Source organism: Arthrobacter crystallopoietes (assembly GCF_002849715.1).
GTDB classification, from domain to species: domain Bacteria; phylum Actinomycetota; class Actinomycetes; order Actinomycetales; family Micrococcaceae; genus Crystallibacter; species Crystallibacter crystallopoietes.
The window spans coordinates 375204-392059 of sequence record NZ_CP018863.1; the positions used below are offsets into that span (position 1 = coordinate 375204).

At 63.6% G+C, this 16856-nt stretch carries 21 protein-coding genes and 2 tRNA genes; 13 read left to right on the plus strand and 10 right to left on the minus strand.

The window, feature by feature from the left end:
• Positions 1 to 2 precede the first annotated feature (2 nt).
• Positions 3 to 605 carry a nitrobindin family protein gene (locus AC20117_RS01775; RefSeq protein ID WP_074701248.1) on the minus strand — a complete coding sequence of 201 codons (603 nt, stop codon included), beginning with the start codon at positions 603 to 605 and terminating at the stop codon, positions 3 to 5.
• 223 nt (positions 606 to 828) lie between these two features.
• Positions 829 to 1572: a hypothetical protein gene (locus AC20117_RS01780; RefSeq protein ID WP_236777416.1), complete on the minus strand. Its 744-nt coding sequence runs from the start codon at positions 1570 to 1572 to the stop codon at positions 829 to 831.
• A gap of 166 nt (positions 1573 to 1738) precedes the next feature.
• Here AC20117_RS01780 and AC20117_RS01785 point away from each other — a divergent pair, with 166 nt between their 5' ends.
• The 11 genes from AC20117_RS01785 to AC20117_RS01835 all read left to right on the plus strand — a co-directional run bounded on the left by AC20117_RS01785 (position 1739) and on the right by AC20117_RS01835 (position 11595).
• A complete protein-coding gene (locus tag AC20117_RS01785; RefSeq protein WP_074701246.1) occupies positions 1739 to 2449 on the plus strand; it encodes a winged helix-turn-helix transcriptional regulator in 711 nt (236 codons plus the stop codon).
• Positions 2450 to 2491: 42 nt separating this feature from the next.
• A complete protein-coding gene (mshD, locus tag AC20117_RS01790; RefSeq protein ID WP_074701245.1) occupies positions 2492 to 3469 on the plus strand; it encodes a mycothiol synthase in 978 nt (325 codons plus the stop codon).
• Positions 3470 to 3541: 72 nt separating this feature from the next.
• Complete coding sequence (locus AC20117_RS01795; protein WP_074701244.1) at positions 3542 to 5767, plus strand: RNA degradosome polyphosphate kinase; 2226 nt, start codon at positions 3542 to 3544, stop codon at positions 5765 to 5767.
• Positions 5764 to 6729 carry an NUDIX hydrolase gene (locus tag AC20117_RS01800; RefSeq protein ID WP_418202234.1) on the plus strand — a complete coding sequence of 322 codons (966 nt, stop codon included), beginning with the start codon at positions 5764 to 5766 and terminating at the stop codon, positions 6727 to 6729. The genes AC20117_RS01795 and AC20117_RS01800 overlap by 4 nt, the downstream gene beginning before the upstream one ends.
• Positions 6730 to 6844: 115 nt before the next feature.
• The gene (locus tag AC20117_RS01805; protein ID WP_074701243.1) at positions 6845 to 7369 is read left to right on the plus strand and encodes a ferritin; all 525 of its coding nucleotides are present in this window, start codon (positions 6845 to 6847) and stop codon (positions 7367 to 7369) included.
• Between the two features lie 110 nt (positions 7370 to 7479).
• Positions 7480 to 8241, plus strand: a complete 762-nt coding sequence (locus tag AC20117_RS01810) for a thymidylate synthase (protein ID WP_236777522.1) — start codon at positions 7480 to 7482, stop codon at positions 8239 to 8241.
• A complete protein-coding gene (locus tag AC20117_RS01815; RefSeq protein WP_074701241.1) occupies positions 8238 to 8819 on the plus strand; it encodes a dihydrofolate reductase in 582 nt (193 codons plus the stop codon). Before AC20117_RS01810 ends, AC20117_RS01815 begins: the two co-directional genes overlap by 4 nt.
• A gap of 122 nt (positions 8820 to 8941) precedes the next feature.
• Positions 8942 to 9250 (plus strand): GNAT family N-acetyltransferase, encoded by a 309-nt coding sequence (locus AC20117_RS01820; protein WP_074701240.1) that lies wholly within the window; start codon positions 8942 to 8944, stop codon positions 9248 to 9250.
• Positions 9251 to 9412: 162 nt separating this feature from the next.
• Complete coding sequence (asd, locus tag AC20117_RS01825; RefSeq protein WP_236777524.1) at positions 9413 to 10504, plus strand: aspartate-semialdehyde dehydrogenase; 1092 nt, start codon at positions 9413 to 9415, stop codon at positions 10502 to 10504.
• A gap of 240 nt (positions 10505 to 10744) precedes the next feature.
• Positions 10745 to 11167 (plus strand): hypothetical protein, encoded by a 423-nt coding sequence (locus AC20117_RS01830; protein WP_074701239.1) that lies wholly within the window; start codon positions 10745 to 10747, stop codon positions 11165 to 11167.
• Positions 11164 to 11595, plus strand: coding sequence for a hypothetical protein (locus AC20117_RS01835; RefSeq protein WP_074701238.1), 432 nt, complete (start codon positions 11164 to 11166; stop codon positions 11593 to 11595). The genes AC20117_RS01830 and AC20117_RS01835 overlap by 4 nt, the downstream gene beginning before the upstream one ends.
• Positions 11596 to 11615: 20 nt before the next feature.
• Here AC20117_RS01835 and AC20117_RS01840 read toward each other — a convergent pair whose 3' ends face one another.
• The 6 genes from AC20117_RS01840 to AC20117_RS01865 all read right to left on the minus strand — a co-directional run bounded on the left by AC20117_RS01840 (position 11616) and on the right by AC20117_RS01865 (position 15503).
• Complete coding sequence (locus AC20117_RS01840) at positions 11616 to 12713, minus strand: UDP-N-acetylmuramate dehydrogenase (protein ID WP_236777417.1); 1098 nt, start codon at positions 12711 to 12713, stop codon at positions 11616 to 11618.
• Positions 12703 to 13128: a MaoC family dehydratase gene (locus tag AC20117_RS01845; protein ID WP_083339781.1), complete on the minus strand. Its 426-nt coding sequence runs from the start codon at positions 13126 to 13128 to the stop codon at positions 12703 to 12705. The genes AC20117_RS01840 and AC20117_RS01845 overlap by 11 nt, the downstream gene beginning before the upstream one ends.
• Entirely contained in the window at positions 13128 to 13577 is a 450-nt protein-coding gene (locus AC20117_RS01850; RefSeq protein ID WP_074703291.1) for an FAS1-like dehydratase domain-containing protein, read from the minus strand. The genes AC20117_RS01845 and AC20117_RS01850 overlap by 1 nt, the downstream gene beginning before the upstream one ends.
• 66 nt (positions 13578 to 13643) lie before the next feature.
• Positions 13644 to 13880, minus strand: a complete 237-nt coding sequence (locus AC20117_RS01855) for a hypothetical protein (RefSeq protein WP_074701236.1) — start codon at positions 13878 to 13880, stop codon at positions 13644 to 13646.
• 17 nt (positions 13881 to 13897) lie between these two features.
• Entirely contained in the window at positions 13898 to 14614 is a 717-nt protein-coding gene (locus AC20117_RS01860; RefSeq protein ID WP_236777418.1) for a DUF2797 domain-containing protein, read from the minus strand.
• A gap of 322 nt (positions 14615 to 14936) precedes the next feature.
• A complete protein-coding gene (locus AC20117_RS01865; protein ID WP_074701234.1) occupies positions 14937 to 15503 on the minus strand; it encodes a type 1 glutamine amidotransferase domain-containing protein in 567 nt (188 codons plus the stop codon).
• Positions 15504 to 15706: 203 nt separating this feature from the next.
• Between AC20117_RS01865 and AC20117_RS23195 the strand changes: the two genes are divergently transcribed.
• Both AC20117_RS23195 and AC20117_RS01875 read left to right on the plus strand, forming a co-directional pair.
• A complete protein-coding gene (locus AC20117_RS23195; protein WP_139186799.1) occupies positions 15707 to 16183 on the plus strand; it encodes a hypothetical protein in 477 nt (158 codons plus the stop codon).
• A 99-nt stretch (positions 16184 to 16282) separates the two neighbouring features.
• Entirely contained in the window at positions 16283 to 16516 is a 234-nt protein-coding gene (locus tag AC20117_RS01875) for a hypothetical protein (RefSeq protein ID WP_139186798.1), read from the plus strand.
• A 99-nt stretch (positions 16517 to 16615) separates the two neighbouring features.
• Here the strand turns inward: AC20117_RS01875 and AC20117_RS01880 are convergent.
• Positions 16616 to 16692: transfer RNA gene (locus tag AC20117_RS01880), tRNA-Met, on the minus strand.
• A gap of 58 nt (positions 16693 to 16750) precedes the next feature.
• Positions 16751 to 16822 (minus strand) — tRNA-Thr (locus AC20117_RS01885).
• Positions 16823 to 16856 lie beyond the last annotated feature (34 nt).

Consider the following 16856-nt stretch of genomic DNA (forward strand, 5'->3'; position numbering starts at 1 on the left):
GGTCAGGAGACCTTTTTGAGAATCGCCGAGGCATGGGCTTCGAGCTCTTTGCCCTGGGCTGCGGCGACGTCCCAGCGCCAGAACAGGTCCCCGTTGACCAGGCCGAAGATCCGGGTTGCGGCATTGTATTCCTTGGCCTGCGAACCGCGCATGACCATGTCCGTGGCCAACTGGATCTGCGGACCCTTGATCTGGCCGTAGTACAGCTCGGAAATGCCGCCCGGGTGGACGATGGTGGCCGTGATATCAAAGCCGCCGTTGCCGTTGCGGAGTTCTTCGACCTCGTCCGCCGACTTCAACGCGGGGACAATATCGGCCGGGACCAGGCCGGGTCCGACGTCGGCGTCGTTGAGTTTGCGTTCCAAAGCCCAGAAGCCTGTTTCCACGGTCAGCGGACGCAGCTTGGTCCCGTCCTCGTCCGTGAGCCAGCTCTCCGCGGTGTACTGCAGAAACGGCAAGCCATTGTGCTTGAACTTGGCGGACTGGAAGAAATGTTCCGATCCCTCGTCACCGGCACCAAGCCGCCCCGAGCCCTCCCAGGTACCCAGAAGCCAGGACAACGGAACGATCTCCGGTGTCAGGTCAGTAGGTATTTCCATGGCCATGGCTTGAAGGGGAAACCTTTACTTCTGGCCCTTGAACAGGCGCCAGACCACCAGACCGGCGAACCAGGCCATGGACAGACCCGCGACAACGAGCAGGCTAATGAAGAAAATCTCAAGTGCTAGATGCGACATGCCTCCATACTAACCGGCGGCTGCCGGTGCTGCCGCCGCATTACGCACCGCGCCGTGTGACCTCGGTCAACCCGTGTCTTCGGCGCGTGAGTCAGCGAAGCAGCAGCTTTTCGAGGAAGTACACCAGCGCTCCGGAGGCCATGATCGGGGCGGATCCGATGGCGAGGATGGCCGGGATTTTGTTCGGTCCGCCGTCCGCGAGGACCAGCCGGCGGAAACAGACAATGACCGTGCCGCCGAGCGCGCCCACCACCGCGGCCGGCAGGAGCGAGATGCTCGAACTCAGCGCGGCACCCAGCGGCGCTGCCAGCGTTGCGAGGACGACGCCGAGCGGCGCCACGAGCCGGTCGGGCCAGGGCAGCACACACACGCCGATAGCTACCAGCATGCTCACGCCGGTGATCAGCATCATGCCCGAGTTCGCCGAGTTGGCGGCCAGCCGTTCCGCCGCCACCCAGCCCGCCCCGAGGGTCGCCAGGACCAGGCCGGTGCTCGCCCCGAAGGTGGATTCGAGCCGGTGCGGCTGTCCCGTCCCGCGGACCAGCTGGATCAGGAAGACCGTCATCACCCCCAGCGCGACCACCACCACGGTCCAGGCCATCGACATGCCGGTAGGCGCCGCCGCGGCGAGCAGGACAGCGGCAATGCCGCCCACCGAGATGACGGTAGCCAGCGTCTTCTTGGCCGGCACGCCGAGCAGTTGCGGCCAGCCGATGCCGACCAGCAGGACTCCTACGCAGGCGATCACGACAACAGCCGTCTGCGACCAATAGGAGGCACCCACCAGGGCACACAACACTGCGGCTGAAGCGACCGCCACCATCCAGATTCTCACCCTTGTCATCCTGCCTTATCTCAAGAATCCGTGCGAGAACTCGGTGACGCGGGCCACCGCGGCGTTATACTAGTGCGCAACCGTCCGGCAACTCCCACGGTCACAAGCAGGTATCTGCCGGGCGTTCGCCCGATGGTGTGCGCCTAAATGATCCCTGGAGGAAAATATGCCGCACATTCTGCTCTTGACCAATGCCCCAGGCCCTTCCATTGGCGTCCTCCCTGCCCTCGAGCTGCTCAACCACAAGGTGCACGTCCTCCCCGCGGAACCGACCGCACTGCTGGAGACCGACCCCTCCGACGTGGTGATGGTCGATGCCCGTAAGGATCTGGTGGGTGCCCGGTCCTTGACCCAGCTGCTCAAAACCACGGGCCTGGCGGCACCCCTGATGCTGATCCTGACCGAAGGCGGTATGGCCGCCGTCTCGGCGAACTGGCTCGCGGACGACGTTCTGCTCGACAGCGCGGGCCCGGCCGAGGTGGAGGCGCGGCTGCGGCTGGTCATCGCCCGGGCCAACCAGCACGATGAGGAGGCCAACAGCGAAATCCATGCCTCCGGCGTCGTTATTGATGAAGCCAGCTATACAGCTCGCGTGGGCGGGACGCCGCTGAACCTGACCTACAAAGAGTTCGAGCTGCTCAAGTACCTGGCCCAGCACCCGGGCCGGGTGTTCACCCGCGACCAGCTGCTCCATGAGGTCTGGGGGTATGACTATTACGGCGGCACCCGCACCGTGGATGTGCACGTACGGCGGCTGCGGGCCAAGCTCGGCTCGGACCATGAGCAGCTCATCGGAACCGTGCGCAACGTGGGCTACCGGTTCACGCTGGCACGCAACCCCGAGGCCAACGCCGCGGACCTGGAGCAATCCGCGTAAAGGTTCCTCCCGCCGCAGCGGTACGCGGGTTACGCTGAAGGCATGAGTGCACAGACTTCTGCTGAATGGCCCGTGTTGAGCATCAAGGGCTCGCCGGATCCGGAGGTGCTCGGCGACATCCGTGCGCTGACCGACGCTGCCTCGGAGGCGGACGGCAACCCGCCGCTGTCGGAACAGACCTGGGTCAACCTGAAATCCGTCGACCCGGACAATCTGCTGGTGCTCGCCTCCTATGCCGGCGAGGAACGCTCCGATCCGTCCACCGCCACCTCGCTGGCCGGCGTCGCCGTCGTTAATCTGCCGGCGCATGGCGAGTCCAACGGAGTCCTGGAGCTGGTGGTGCACCCGACCTACCGCAACCAGGGCGTGGGCACCGGGCTGGTCGCCGCGCTGCAGGAACACACGGACCTGCCTGCGCTCAAGGCCTGGTCCCACGGCGACCACGAGGGAGCCGCCAAGCTGGCCGGCCGGTTCGGTTTCGCCCCGGTGCGCGAACTCTGGCGGATGCGGCTGACCCACGCCCCGCAGCTGCCCGACGTCGTGCTTCCGGACGGGGTGTCGATCCGCGCCTTCGTTCCCGGCAAGGATGAGCAGGCCTGGCTGGCAGCCAACGCCGCGGCGTTTGCGTACCACCCGGAGCAGGGCTCCACCACGCTCGCGGATCTGCAGGCACGGATGGCGGAAGACTGGTTTGATCCCGCGGGTTTCCTGCTCGCGGTGCGGAACAACGACGACGCCCTGCTGGGCTTCCACTGGACCAAGGTGCATCCGCGCACGGGCACGCATCCGTCCATCGGCGAGGTGTACGTGGTCGGAGTCACCCCCGAGGCGCAGGGCACCGGACTGGGCAAGGCGCTGACCATTGCCGGCATGAAGCATCTGCACGAACAGGGGCAGCAGGCGATCATGCTGTACGTGGATGCGGACAACGAGGCTGCGGTCGCGCTCTACCGCAAACTCGGCTTCACCCGCTGGGATACTGACGTCATGTACGGACCGGCCGGGACCGAGGGTAGCTGAAAAGCGGTTAATGTTGTAGGTACTGCTGCCCCACACAATGAGGGCTCCCCCAGCAACAGCACAGGAGACGCCATGGCCACTGAATCGGTAACCCCGGCCCCGGTACGGTTCGGATCCTCGGAAGTGGCACCGGCCCGCGCCACACAGGACCGCATTGACATCCCGGAATTCGCGCCCTCGCTCCTGCCCGACGGCAACTTCAGCCTGGACGACCGGTTCCTGGACCGCGAAATGAGTTGGCTGGACTTCAACGCCCGGGTGCTCGAACTGGCCGAAGATCCGGACCTGTTCCTGCTAGAGAGAGTGAATTTCCTCTCCATCTTCGCCTCCAATCTGGACGAGTTCTTCATGGTCCGCGTGGCCGGTTTGAAGCGGCGCATCGCGGCCGGTCTGGCCGTGCCGTCCGCTGCCGGGCTCAGCCCGATCGAGCAGCTGGAACAGATCATGGTGGAGGCCCACAAGCTGCAGGTCCGCCACGCCCGGATCTTCGCGGAGATCATCAGGCCGGAACTGGCCTACGAGCACATCTACATGGTCCGGTGGGAAGAACTCACCGACGGCGAGCGCGACTGGCTGACGAAGATGTTCCGGGAAAAGGTGTTCCCGATCCTGACCCCGCTGGCGGTGGACCCTGCCCACCCGTTCCCCTACATTTCGGGACTGTCCCTGAACCTGGCCGTGGTGGTCCGGAACCCGGTCAGCGAAAAGGAACTCTTTGCCCGCGTCAAGGTTCCCGACCAGCTGCCGCGCATGATCTCGCTGGACGGTCCCCGCGCCGGCTCGATACCGGGGCGGACGGCCCGCTTCATTCCGCTTGAAGACGTCATCGCCCAGCACCTGGATCTGCTGTTCCAGGGCATGGAGATCCTGGAACACCACAGCTTCCGCGTGACCCGCAACGAAGACCTCGAAGTGGAAGAGGACGACGCCGAAAACCTTCTCCAGGCGCTGGAGAAGGAACTGTTGCGCCGCCGTTTCGGGCCACCGGTCAGGCTCGAAGTCACCACGGACATCAACCCGAGCATCCGCGAACTGCTGGTGCGCGAGCTCGGCGTGGAGGAGTCCGAGGTCTATGCATTGCCGACGCCGCTGGACCTCCGGGGCCTGAGCGTCATCTCCAACATCGACCGCAATGACCTGCACTACCCGAAGCAGCTGGCGCATACCAGCCGCCACTTGAACGAAAGCGAAACGTCCAAGGCAGCCAACGTCTTTGCCGCCATGCGCCGCCGGGACATTCTGCTGCACCACCCGTACGATTCCTTCTCCACCTCGGTGCAGGCCTTCCTGGAACAGGCGGCATCGGATCCCAAGGTCCAGGCCATCAAGCAGACGCTCTACCGGACCTCCGGCGACTCCCCCATCGTCGATGCGCTGATCGATGCCGCTGAGGCCGGCAAGCAGGTCCTGGCACTGGTCGAAATCAAGGCCCGTTTCGACGAGCAGGCCAACATCGACTGGGCCCGCAAGCTCGAGCAGTCAGGTGTGCACGTGGTGTACGGCATTGTCGGGCTCAAGACGCATTGCAAGCTCTCGCTGGTGGTGCGCCAGGAAGGCGACCGACTGCGCCGCTACAGCCATATCGGCACCGGCAACTACCACCCCCGCACCGCCCGCTACTATGAGGACCTGGGTCTGCTGACCTCCAGCGACCAGGTGGGCGAGGACCTGTCCAAGCTGTTCAACCAGCTCTCCGGCTACGCACCCAAGTCCACGTTCAAACGCCTGCTGGTGGCACCCCGGTCAGTGCGCAGCGGACTCATAGACCGGATCGAGAAGGAAATCACCAACCGCAAGGCCGGTCTGCCGGCCCGCGTGGTCATCAAGGTCAACTCGATGGTGGACGAAGCAATCATCGACGCCCTGTACCGCGCTTCCCAGGCGGGCGTGCAGGTGGATGTCATAGTCCGCGGCATCTGCGCCGTCCGGCCCGGTGTGCCGGGCCTGAGCGAGAACATCCGGGTCCGCTCCATTTTGGGACGGTTCCTGGAGCACTCACGCGTGTTCGCGTTCGCCAACGGCGGCGATCCGGTGGTGTACATCGGGTCGGCGGACATGATGCACCGGAACCTGGACCGCCGGGTGGAAGCGCTGGTGCAGCTCAGTTCGCGTGAAGACGTCGCCGATCTGGTGGCCTTAATGGACCGGTACATGGACCCGGGCACGGCGAGCTGGCACCTGGACAATCAAGGCAGGTGGACCCGGCACCACAAGGACGCCGAGGGCAATCCGCTCAGCGACGTGCAGTCATGGTTGCTGGCTTCGCGCGCGCGCCAACGTGCAGTGACGCGCCGGTGATGACGGACTTGAAAACAACGGACCTGACCGAAGCCCCCGCCAAAATCAGCGTCACCGCGGCCGGCGCATTGTGTTGGCGTGTCAGCCAGGGCCGGCTGGAACTCTTGCTCATCCACCGGCCGCGGTACAAGGACTGGTCCTGGCCCAAGGGCAAGCTGGACAGCGGCGAAACCAATCCCGAGTGCGCTGTCCGCGAAGTCGAGGAAGAAGTCGGCGTGCGGGTGAAACTTGGCATCCCCCTGCCCACTATCCATTACCAGGTGCCCTCGGGGCTGAAGGAAGTACTGTACTGGGCTGCCAAATTGGACAAGGCGACGCCGAAACCGGACGGCAAGGAAGTGGACAAGGTCCGCTGGAGCACCCCGGAGGAAGCAGCCGAGCTGCTGAGCAACCCCTCGGATAAGGAACCGTTGGCTGCTCTGGTCAAGGCCTACGAGAACGGTGACCTGGAGACCTACCCCTTCATCGTCGTCCGCCATGCCAAAGCAAAGCCGCGGTCGTCCTGGACCCGGGCTGAAGGTGAACGACCGCTTGCTGCCACCGGCCTGCGGCAGGCGCTGGCGGTCTGCCGCTTGCTCGCCTCCTGGCAGCCCAAACGGGTGGTTTCCAGCCCTTGGCTGCGCTGCATGCAAACCATCACGCCGTACGCCAATTCGCAAAAAAGCAAGATCCGTACGGTCGAGGCCATCACGGAGCACAGCGCCCACCGGAACCCGCAGAAGGCCCGCTCGGCCATCGAGTATCTGTTGGACAAGCGCAAATCCACGGCAGTCTGCACCCACCGGCCTGTCCTGCCCCAGGTCATCAAGGTCCTGCGTGACCGGTTGCCTGAGGAACTGGCAGAACAGCTGCCCTCGAGAGATCCGTATCTGAAGCCCGGGGCGATGCTCGTCTGCCAGATCAGCGTCAAGAATCCGAACAGAATCGTCTCCCTGGAACACTTCGACGCCTACGACGACTGACGCTTTCCGGCGTGCTGAACGTTCAGCGGATGTGCCTTTGTGAGGTTCGGCTAAGGGAAATCTGGCTAGCCTAACCTGCCTATCCAAGACCAAATTGAGGTCCTAGAGTGCTTGCATGAGCACATTCAACGAACTTCTCGCGGACCAGGTCGGCAACGAATTCGCTGCCTCGCAGCAGTACATCGCCATCGCTGTCTGGTTTGATAACGAAGACCTGCCCCAGCTGGCCAAGCACTTCTATCGGCAGTCGCTCGAGGAGCGCAACCACGCCATGATGCTGGTTCGCTACATGCTGGACCGGGACCTCAAGGTGACCATTCCGGCCATTAACCAGGTCCACAATGATTTCAGCAACGTGGTGGAGCCGATCAGCCTGGCCCTGCGGCAGGAAAAGGAAGTCACAGCCCAGATCGAGGCGCTCTTCGCAGCCGCCCGGGCCGAGACTGATGCCCTGGGCGAACAGTTCATGCTGTGGTTCCTCAAGGAGCAGGTCGAAGAGGTGGCCTCGATGTCCACCCTGCTGGCCATCGCCGAGCGTGCGGACAACCTGTTCGACATCGAGAATTTCCTGGCCCGCGAATCCGTGGGCGATGAGGGCCGTGACTATGGCGCACCGGAAGCTGCCGGCGGCGCCGTCTAGGTACCGGTTGGGCATCACAGCTGGCCAGTCCGGATCCCATTGCCGGCTGGTCTAGACTGGTCAGCGTGAATGCCATTCCCACTCCGTACGAAGACTTGCTGCGTGAGGTCATGGCCTCCGGCACCGAAAAATCGGACCGTACCGGCACCGGAACGCGCAGCGTTTTCGGCCGGCAGATCCGGTTCGATCTGGCCGAAGGTTTCCCGCTGATCACCACCAAGCGGGTGCATTTCAAATCCGTGGCATTGGAGCTGCTCTGGTTCCTGCGCGGTGATTCCAACGCCAAGTGGCTGCAGGAACGCGGCGTGAAAATCTGGAACGAGTGGGCAGACGAGAACGGCGAACTGGGCCCCATCTACGGTGTGCAGTGGCGCTCCTGGCCAACGCCGGACGGCGGGCATATCGACCAGATCGCGGACCTCGTCGAGGGTTTGAAAAACAACCCGGACTCGCGCCGGCACATAGTTTCAGCCTGGAACGTGGCCGAGATCAAGAACATGGCACTGCCGCCGTGCCATGCGTTCTTCCAGTTCTATGTGGCGGACGGCAAGCTGTCCTGCCAGCTGTACCAGCGCAGTGCCGACATGTTCCTGGGCGTCCCGTTCAACATCGCTTCCTATGCGCTGCTGACGCTGATGCTTGCCCAGCAGGCGGGCCTGGAACCCGGGGAGTTTGTCTGGACCGGTGGCGACGTCCACATCTACGACGACCACGTGGACCAAGTGACCGAACAATTGGGCCGCGAACCGTATCCCTACCCGCAGCTGAGGATCCTGCGGAAACCGGCCAGCATCTTCGACTACAACTGCGAGGACTTCGAATTGCTGAACTACCAGCATCATCCCGCTATCAAGGCACCGGTGGCCGTATGATCCCCGCCGACACCCCCTCGGGCACGCATGCAGGCCGGAAGGAACCGGTACTGGGCCTGATCTGGGCGCAAAGCTCCAATGGCGTGATCGGCAAGGACGGCGACTTGCCGTGGCACCTGCCCGAAGATCTGGCCCACTTCAAACGGACCACCAAGGGCCACCCGGTCATCATGGGCCGCAGGACGTGGGATTCCTTCCCCGCAAGGTTCCGGCCGCTGCCGGGCCGGACCAATATCGTCATTAGCGGCAGCCCGGAACGGCGGGAAGAGCTGGCCGCTTCCGGCGCCGTCGCCGTCGGGTCCCTCGAGGACGCTCTGGCGGAGGCGGCTTCCAGTCCCGGCAGCGAAGAGGTCTGGATTATCGGTGGCGGCGAAATCTTCCGCAACGCCACCGCTTTGGCGAACACCGCCGTCGTTACCGTGATCGATCTGGAGACGGACGGCGACACCTTCGCTCCAAAGCTGGGCCCGGGTTGGACATTCGACGCCACCGAGCCCGCCGAGGGCTGGCTCACCTCGTCGAACGGCACCCGGTACCGCATCGCATTGTGGACGCAGCAGGTGGATCCGGCCAGCTGAAGGACCAATCCGGCTGCCGGAGCCGCGGCAGGCTAGATTGCCCCTGCCGCCGGGCCGCGGAAGTGGCTAGGATCGGTGGACGGGCGCCAACAGTGCCGCCGGTCCGATGCGCAGGAGGAACCATGTCTGTTTCACACGAGAACCTCACTCTGGTCCAGGACTCGAGCCGGGGCCGTTATGAGCTCCACTGCGGCGATACGTTTATCGGATTCGAAGGCTTTGAAACCGACGACGACGGCGTCATCACTCTGCAGCACACCATCATCGACGAGAAATACGGCCGCCGGGGCTTTGCCCGCGCCCTGGTCACCATGATCCTGACGGACATGCGGGCCAAGGAGCAGAGGATGGTCCCGCTGTGCACCTACGTCCAGTCGTATCTTGAGCGTTTCCCGGAGTACAGTGACCTGGTCATCGAACATGCCCGCTAAGCTGCCGGCGCATGCACAGCGGCAGGTCGTCAGGGGCGGCAAATTCGTGGTATACGTCACCTATTTGGGGGTCGGACAGCATACTGGCCTAAAATGGAGTGTATGACTTCTCCCGCAGCAAGTTCCACTGTCCAATCAGTCGGCCTTATCGGCTGGCGCGGAATGGTCGGCTCAGTCCTTATGCAGCGCATGCAGGACGAGGGCGATTTTGATCTGATCAACCCGGTCTTCTTCTCCACGTCCAACGCCGGCGGCCAGGCCCCCGCGTTCGCCGAAGGAGCCGGCACTCTGCAGGATGCCTTCGATATCGAAACGCTGGCCAAGCTGCCGATTATTGTCACGGCCCAAGGCGGAGACTACACCGCCGAGGTCTACCCCAAGCTGCGCGACGCCGGCTGGGACGGTCTCTGGATTGACGCGGCTTCCACCCTGCGGATGGACCAGGATTCCATCATCGTGCTGGATCCGGTCAACCGCGAAGTAATCGACTCCGGCCTGGCCCGTGACGTCAAGAACTACATCGGCGGTAACTGCACCGTCTCCGCCATGCTCATGGGCCTCGGTGGCCTGTTCCGGAACGGCCTCGTCGAGTGGGGCACCTCCATGACGTACCAGGCCGCTTCCGGCGGCGGCGCCCGGCACATGCGCGAACTGCTCAACCAGTTCGGCAGCCTGAACTCCGTGGTGTCCGATGAGCTGGCCCATCCTTCCTCCGCCATCCTGGAGATCGACCGGAAGGTGCTGGCCGAGCAGCGGAACCCGGAGCTGGATGCCTCCCAGTTCGGCGTGCCGCTTGCCGGTTCAGTGATCCCGTGGATCGACAAGGATCTCGGCAACGGCCAGTCCAAGGAAGAATGGAAGGCCGGCGCAGAAACCAACAAGATTCTCGGCCTCGACGTTGCCGAAGGCAGCCGGATCCCGTTCGACGGGCTCTGCGTCCGGATCGGTGCCATGCGCTCTCACTCCCAGGCGCTGACGCTGAAGCTCCGGGAAGATCTGCCCGTGTCCGAGATTGAGCGGCTGATCGACGCCGACAACGAGTGGGCCAAGGTGGTTCCCAATACCAAGGAAGCCACCATGGAGCAGCTCACCCCCGTTGCTGTCAGCGGCACCCTGGAGATTCCGGTCGGCCGTATCCGAAAGCTTGAAATGGGACCGGAATACATCAGCGCCTTCACCGTCGGCGACCAGCTGCTGTGGGGTGCGGCCGAGCCGCTGCGCCGCATGCTGCGGATCGCCACCGGCAACCTCTAACCTTCGGGGCAACGAGAGCCGCCCTTAGCGCTAACGCAGTCCGTTCCCTTCGGGGAGCGGACTGCCGCCGTTAACGGCCAACACCTCCACGGCATGGATCCAGCGGCCGCCCCCCGTTCCTCCACAGACCGGGTCAAGACCACGGCGGTCCACATACTTCGAATACCCGTTCTATCCTAGTTGTCCCCCGACATAGCGTGAAGGAATATCAGAATCCGCACGCCGGGAAGGGGCCATCCGATGAAAACGCCAACAGCAGGCGAACTGCTGCACCAGTTTCTGGTTCAGTCGAGCGCTTGTAAACAGGAGGCGACGGCAGAGCGGTACCTGCTGGTTCATGCACAGCTGCACCGCTATCTGGAAAAAACCGGACACCGCATCCTGGAGACACAGCAGCTCCCCTATTTCCGCCGGGAACAGCAGAAGGATCCTGCCGATGCCTTCTGCCGATCGTTCTACGCCGAGGAGGTCATCTACGCTCTGCCCGGCTTCCTGGTCCTGCCTTGGCTCTACAGCAACCCGACGGACCGTCGTATCCAAATCAGCCAGACCGCGCGCCTGGCGGCATGGTTGTGCAAGAGCGGTTACGTTGACCGCCGCTGGCACAGCTGTGCCGTGCTGGAGGTGGAGGGAGCAGTCCGGCGAGCACGGGCTGAATCATGACTGGCAGCCCTAGCGTCGACAAGTTGCTCAGGATGTTCTTCCTCAGGTACAACCTGAGCCAGAAACCGGTGACCGTAGACCGGTGTAACCGGATCGAACTCCATCTCCGGCACTTCCTGGATCTCTGCGGCGAAGACTACCTGGCATCCGAGCAGCGTCAGCTGCTGGAGCTGGAACGCCAGTTCCAACCGCACGGTTCGGCTTTCGCGCGACTGATGTATGCCGGCGAGCTGCTTGCGGCACTGCCGGAATTCCTCGCCCCCGAATGGCTGATGAACCATGGCGTAGACCGCAAGGTACAGATCAGCCACAGCGACCGGCTGGTGCGCTGGCTCTGCGGGGAGCGGTTGGTGGACTTCCGGGCTCACCGGATGGATCTGCTGCACTTCCGCAGCGCCCATGACCAGGCGCTACGGGTGCAGCCGTGATCCACGGTCCAACGCCAGCGTCAGAGGGCGCAGCCGATCAGCAGCGGTTCCGGAACGAGCCGGATTCCAAACTTGTCCTGGACGCCATCCCTGACCGTACGGGCAATAGCCACAATGTCCTCGGCGGAAGCGCTCCCACGGTTCGTGATGGCCAACGTGTGCTTCGTGGACAGCGACGCCCTGCCTCCGGCGATGGAATATCCGTCCACGCTTCCGTTGGCCGTGCCCTCAAGTCCGAAGCCCTTGCCGAAACCGGATTTGTCGATCAACCACGCGGCACTTAGCTTCATCTGGTCGCCCACGGGCCACCGGGGCGCCGTTTCAGGCAGTTGGTCGGCCACTTCAGCAGCAACGATCGGGTTGGTGAAGAAGGAACCGGTGCTGTAGGTATCCCGGTCGGCGGGGTCCAGGACCATGCCCTTCGAGGCCCGCAGTCGGAGGACCTCGCTGCGCACGTCGTTGGCCTTCGCCCGCTCTCCGGCTTCGACGGCGAGGGACCGGGCCAGTTCGGCATAGCGGATGGGCGCGCTCATCCGGCTCGGGGACAGCTGGAACTGGACCGTCAGGACCACGAAGCGCGGCGACCCGTTGGTTGTCGTTCGCTTCAGGACCGAGTCACGGTAGCCGAACCGGAGGTCCGAGTTGGCGAACGTCTTAACCACGTTGGCTTCCCGGTCCCACGTCCGTACGCTGGCTACGGTCTGGGAGACGTCCGCTCCGTAGGCTCCGACGTTTTGGACGGGCGTAGCTCCGGTCAGGCCGGGAATTCCCGACAGCGCCTCCAGCCCGGACCACGCATGCAGAACAGTGGCTTCCACGAGTTCATCCCACGGCTGTCCGGCCTGGACAGTGACCATGACGCCGCCGCAGGTTGCATCGGCGTCGTCCACGTCGTAGCCGGTGCTGGCAATCCGCAGAACCGTTCCCGGGTACCCCTCATCCGCAATCACGAGGTTGGATCCGCCGCCGATAATCAGCAGGCCTTCGCCTGCCTCATCCGCGGCGCGGACGCCCTCAATGATTTCCCGCTCCGTGGTGGCTTCGACATAGCGCCGGGCGGGTCCGCCGACTCCTACCGTAGTGAGAGGCGCCAGTTTGATGGCGGCTTCACCAGGCACGGACAACGGCCTGCGCTTTTACCAGGACCTTCTGCCCGGCAGCAGTCACGGTCAGATCCACGCGGACCGATGAGTTCGCCTCGTCGACAGCGCCGATAACTCCGGCGACCTCGAGAGTAGCGCCGCCTGCATCCAGATTCTCCACAACCACCGGCTTGGTGAATCTCGTCTGGTAATCGACGACCGCCGCCGGGTTGCCCGCCCAGTCGGTTACGAGCTGCACGGCAGCTCCCATCGTAAACATGCCGTGGGCGATCACTCCGGGTAGTCCGACCTGCTCGGCGAACCGGTCATTCCAATGGATCGGGTTGAAGTCGCCGCTGGCACCGGCGTACCGCACCAAATCCGCCCGCGAAACATCGATGGATGTGGAACCGATTTCCTGTCCGACGGACAGATCGCTCAAAGCTGGCATCACTGGCCTTCCCCTCTCACCAGAATCGAAGACGTTGCAGTGGCAGTCTTCTCACCATCAGTAGTGCTGATCTCCGCGCGGGTGGTAATCATGGCTCCGCCACCCATCGCCCGCACCTGGTCCACATGCAGTTCGGCTACCAGCTGGTCGCCTGCCACGATGGGACGGTGATGGACGAACCGCTGGTCGGCATGGACAACACGGGAGAAATCGATGCCGGCCTCGGGGTCTTCGATCAGTTGTGCGTCTGCCCGCTGCGCAACAATGATCGCGAAGGTCGGTGGAGCGATCAGGTCCGCGTAACCGAGGTCCTTTGCGGCTTCCACCTCGAAGTGCGCCGGATGGGTTGCCTTAACAGCCCGCGCAAACTCCCGGATCTTCTCACGGCCTACGGTGTAGGCTTCCCCGGCCGGATAAACGCGGCCGGCCAGCTGCGGGTTGACCCCGATCTGTTCTGACATGGATCTCCTTCTCAAGGGCAGAAAGTCTCTTCAAAGCGTAGTGCAGGGGGTGTATCAATTCTTCTGCGGCCGGGCGGCTGCCCGGCGGGCCCTGGCGTCCCGCGCCCGCACCACCAGGCCGGCGAGATGCGTGAGCAGGCCGGTGATAATAATGGCCAGCGCCGCCCATACGAGGGGCTGCAGGCCGGCACTGGCAGCGATAATGGACAGCAGGATACCGGCACCGATTAGAACCATTGCTGAGATGACTAGTTTGCGGTAGAGCGGTGAGCCAATATCCCAGGGGTTCATACTTCAAGGTTAGCGGTTCAGAACAACGAAACCTGCACCGGGGGCAGCTGTGACTGATAGGGCCCCAACTCGATACGCCTGCCTTTGAGCCCGTTCAGGTCGGCCAGATAGGCCGGGCCGCCCTCCACGGTCCGGATCAGCGCAATACTGCCCAGAAGCGCCTCCAGCAGCAGTCCGTGAGTGCCGGCCGCCAGCTCCAGCGGATAAGCCGTGCGTGAATCCGATCCGATCACCCGCCTGCCGGGTCCCGGCAGTTCCCATGTTTGGTCGACGGCGGCAAAGCCTTCCAGCTCCACGCGTGCCAGCAGATTGCGGACAGTGCGCGCGTGGTCAGCGTTGATGTCGTCCAGCTCGGCCAGGCTCCGCGGAGCCTGCAAACCGGTCAGCTTCGCTGCGGAACGCACAGCCTGGGTCAATTCCGTTTGCTGGGAAACCATGTCCTCCAGCACGCGGACAATCCGGCCATCCTCGGCCCTGGCCACATAGCGGGCGGCTACGGCTCCTTGCTCGGCAAGGCGGAGCCGCTTGCGCAGGTCAGAGGCGGTGCCTACCTTGCTCGTGCCGGAGGCGAACGTAGCCACGTACAGCCAGTGCGGTTGGGCGAGGTAGGCGCGCAGTCCTTCCGGAGCGGCACCGCTGCGGTGCGCGTCATGAAGGAAGCGCAGATCATCGTTCAGAAAGCAGTTGATGCATTGGCCGCCCCGTTCGGCGGGGACTTGAAGGGGGCACGGCACGTGCTGCCTGGCCTGTGGCCCCTGAACCCGGTGGCTGCCCAAGCAGAACCTTCCCGCTTCTAAAATCCGGAAGCCGAGCAAAGTCCCTTCGCGTACATCCACAGCCGCAGGGATGCCGTCCGGGCTGGCCAACGCCAGCCGTGGCCCCGCCGCGTTCCACACTATGCCGTGGCACAGGAAAGTACCTCTCATGTAGCTACCCTAAGACGCGGGCTTGCCTGTCATGCACCCGGCATCACGACACGGCAACGTCCGACGACGGCGCACTCGTGAGGCGTCCGCCGTCGGGCGTTGAAAGTCCTTGGCCTTGAGGCATGAAACCCTACGCGGTCTGGCCCCGGTGCTTGCCTTCGGCTATTTCTTCAACCAGTTTGGCGTTGAAGGCGGGCAGATCGCCAGGATTCCGGCTGGTCACCAGCCCTTGGTCCACCACTACTTCCTCGTCCACCCACTTGGCTCCGGCATTCTTCAGGTCGGTGGCCAGGGTGTGATAGGAAGTCAGTTTGCGGCCATCGGTCACCCCTGCCTCGATGAGAATCCAGGGACCATGGCAAATCACGGCCACGGGCTTCTGGTTATCGAAGAAGGAACGGGTGAAGTCCACTGCCGCCTTTTCCGCGCGCAGATGGTCCGCATTCACGACACCGCCGGGGATTACCAGCGCGTCGTAATCGTCGGCCCGGGCCTGGTCGGCGGTCACGTCCACCGGGAAGGTGTCAGCCTTATCCGTGCCTTTGAACCCTTGCAAGGTCCCGGATTTGGGCGCGACGAGGACGGGCTCTCCGCCGGCGTCCTTGACCGCCTGCCAGGGGCTGGTGAGTTCGACTTGTTCCACGCCGTCCGTGAGCAGGAAGGCTACTTTCTTACCGGAAATATTCTGTTCAGACATCATTCCTCCACTTCCCAGGGGCCGAATCGGCGCCAGCCCCATACCCTCCACGCTAGCCACAGATGGATTCGGTAAGCAAGCTGATCATTGCGCCGGGCAAAGCTTCGACACCGACGGCTGGATTGCCCCCTGGGGACTCCACCCGGTGAATAGTTGAATCTTCTCAACATGTAGCCTTTTGAGAAACCCCAGCAAGGGAGACCATGAAAAAAGGCTTTGCCGTAGTAGCCGGTTTGATACTGGTCGCGGGATGTTCGGCACCGGCCGAAGAGGCGCCTGCGCCAGCGGCTGCAGGAACGTCCCATCACGCGGAACCGAAACAGGAGCCGGCTGAGCCGGAACCTTCGGCCGGGCCGACGCCAGGACCCAACGTTCTCGATGCCCCTAACGGGCGGGGAATTGAACCGGGCGACTATGATGTGTTCCTCGCCGAGTACAAAACCACTCTGGAATCGGGCCTGGAGAAGCGTGTAGAGCAACAGCGCACCGATCAGGAGGCTATGGACCTCGCGGCCGATATCTGCCGACTATTCACCGGCGGCGAGGACCCTGCACGGCTCAGGCTCGTCTACTCCATGGGCGCCGTTGACCCGGAACCAACAGAAGACATGGTCCGAGACTATTCTGCGATTCTATTGGCGGCAGAGGAAACACTGTGCGGCCACGAGGACGAATTCTAGCGCTGGCCTCACATCCGGATCACAGCGCCCGTCTACGGCGGGCGGCCTAGCCGGGCCGCAACCGTTCCCCATGGCGCCGCATCGGGCTACGCTCTGGTTATGGCAGGACGTGCGCTGGCGCGCTTCCCCACGTGGATGTTCTCGGTGCTCATCGTGGCGTCCGGGCTCGCAGGTTGGTACCTGCTGTCCGGCGTACTGCATGCCGAGTTGCCAGTCATCCTCTGGCTCTACTGGCTGAGGCTGGTCCTCGGGCTGCTGGCCTACGGTCTCTGCGCGTCATCGGCGTGGCTGTGGCTCAGGCGAGGCATCGATAAGGCATACCGACAGGAATAAGAGGCCATGCCTGGGCATGCGGCTTTCCCGCCCCAGTCCCGCACGCCAAAAAACAAAGCGCAGGCCCGAAGTAGAAGCTACTTCGGGCCTGCGCTTTCTTGGTAGCGGTGCCCGGACTCGATCCGGGGACCTCACGATTATGAGTCGTGCGCTCTAACCAGCTGAGCTACACCGCCACGAATAGGAACGCCCGCGCTGCGTCTTTGCGACACAGACGCGGGCTTCGCTATTCAGAGCCCCCCACCGGAATCGATCCGGTGACCTCGTTCTTACCAAGAACGCGCTCTACCACTGAGCTAGGGGGGCAACGGAGAAAAACTTTACCAGCAGTTTAGCTCCA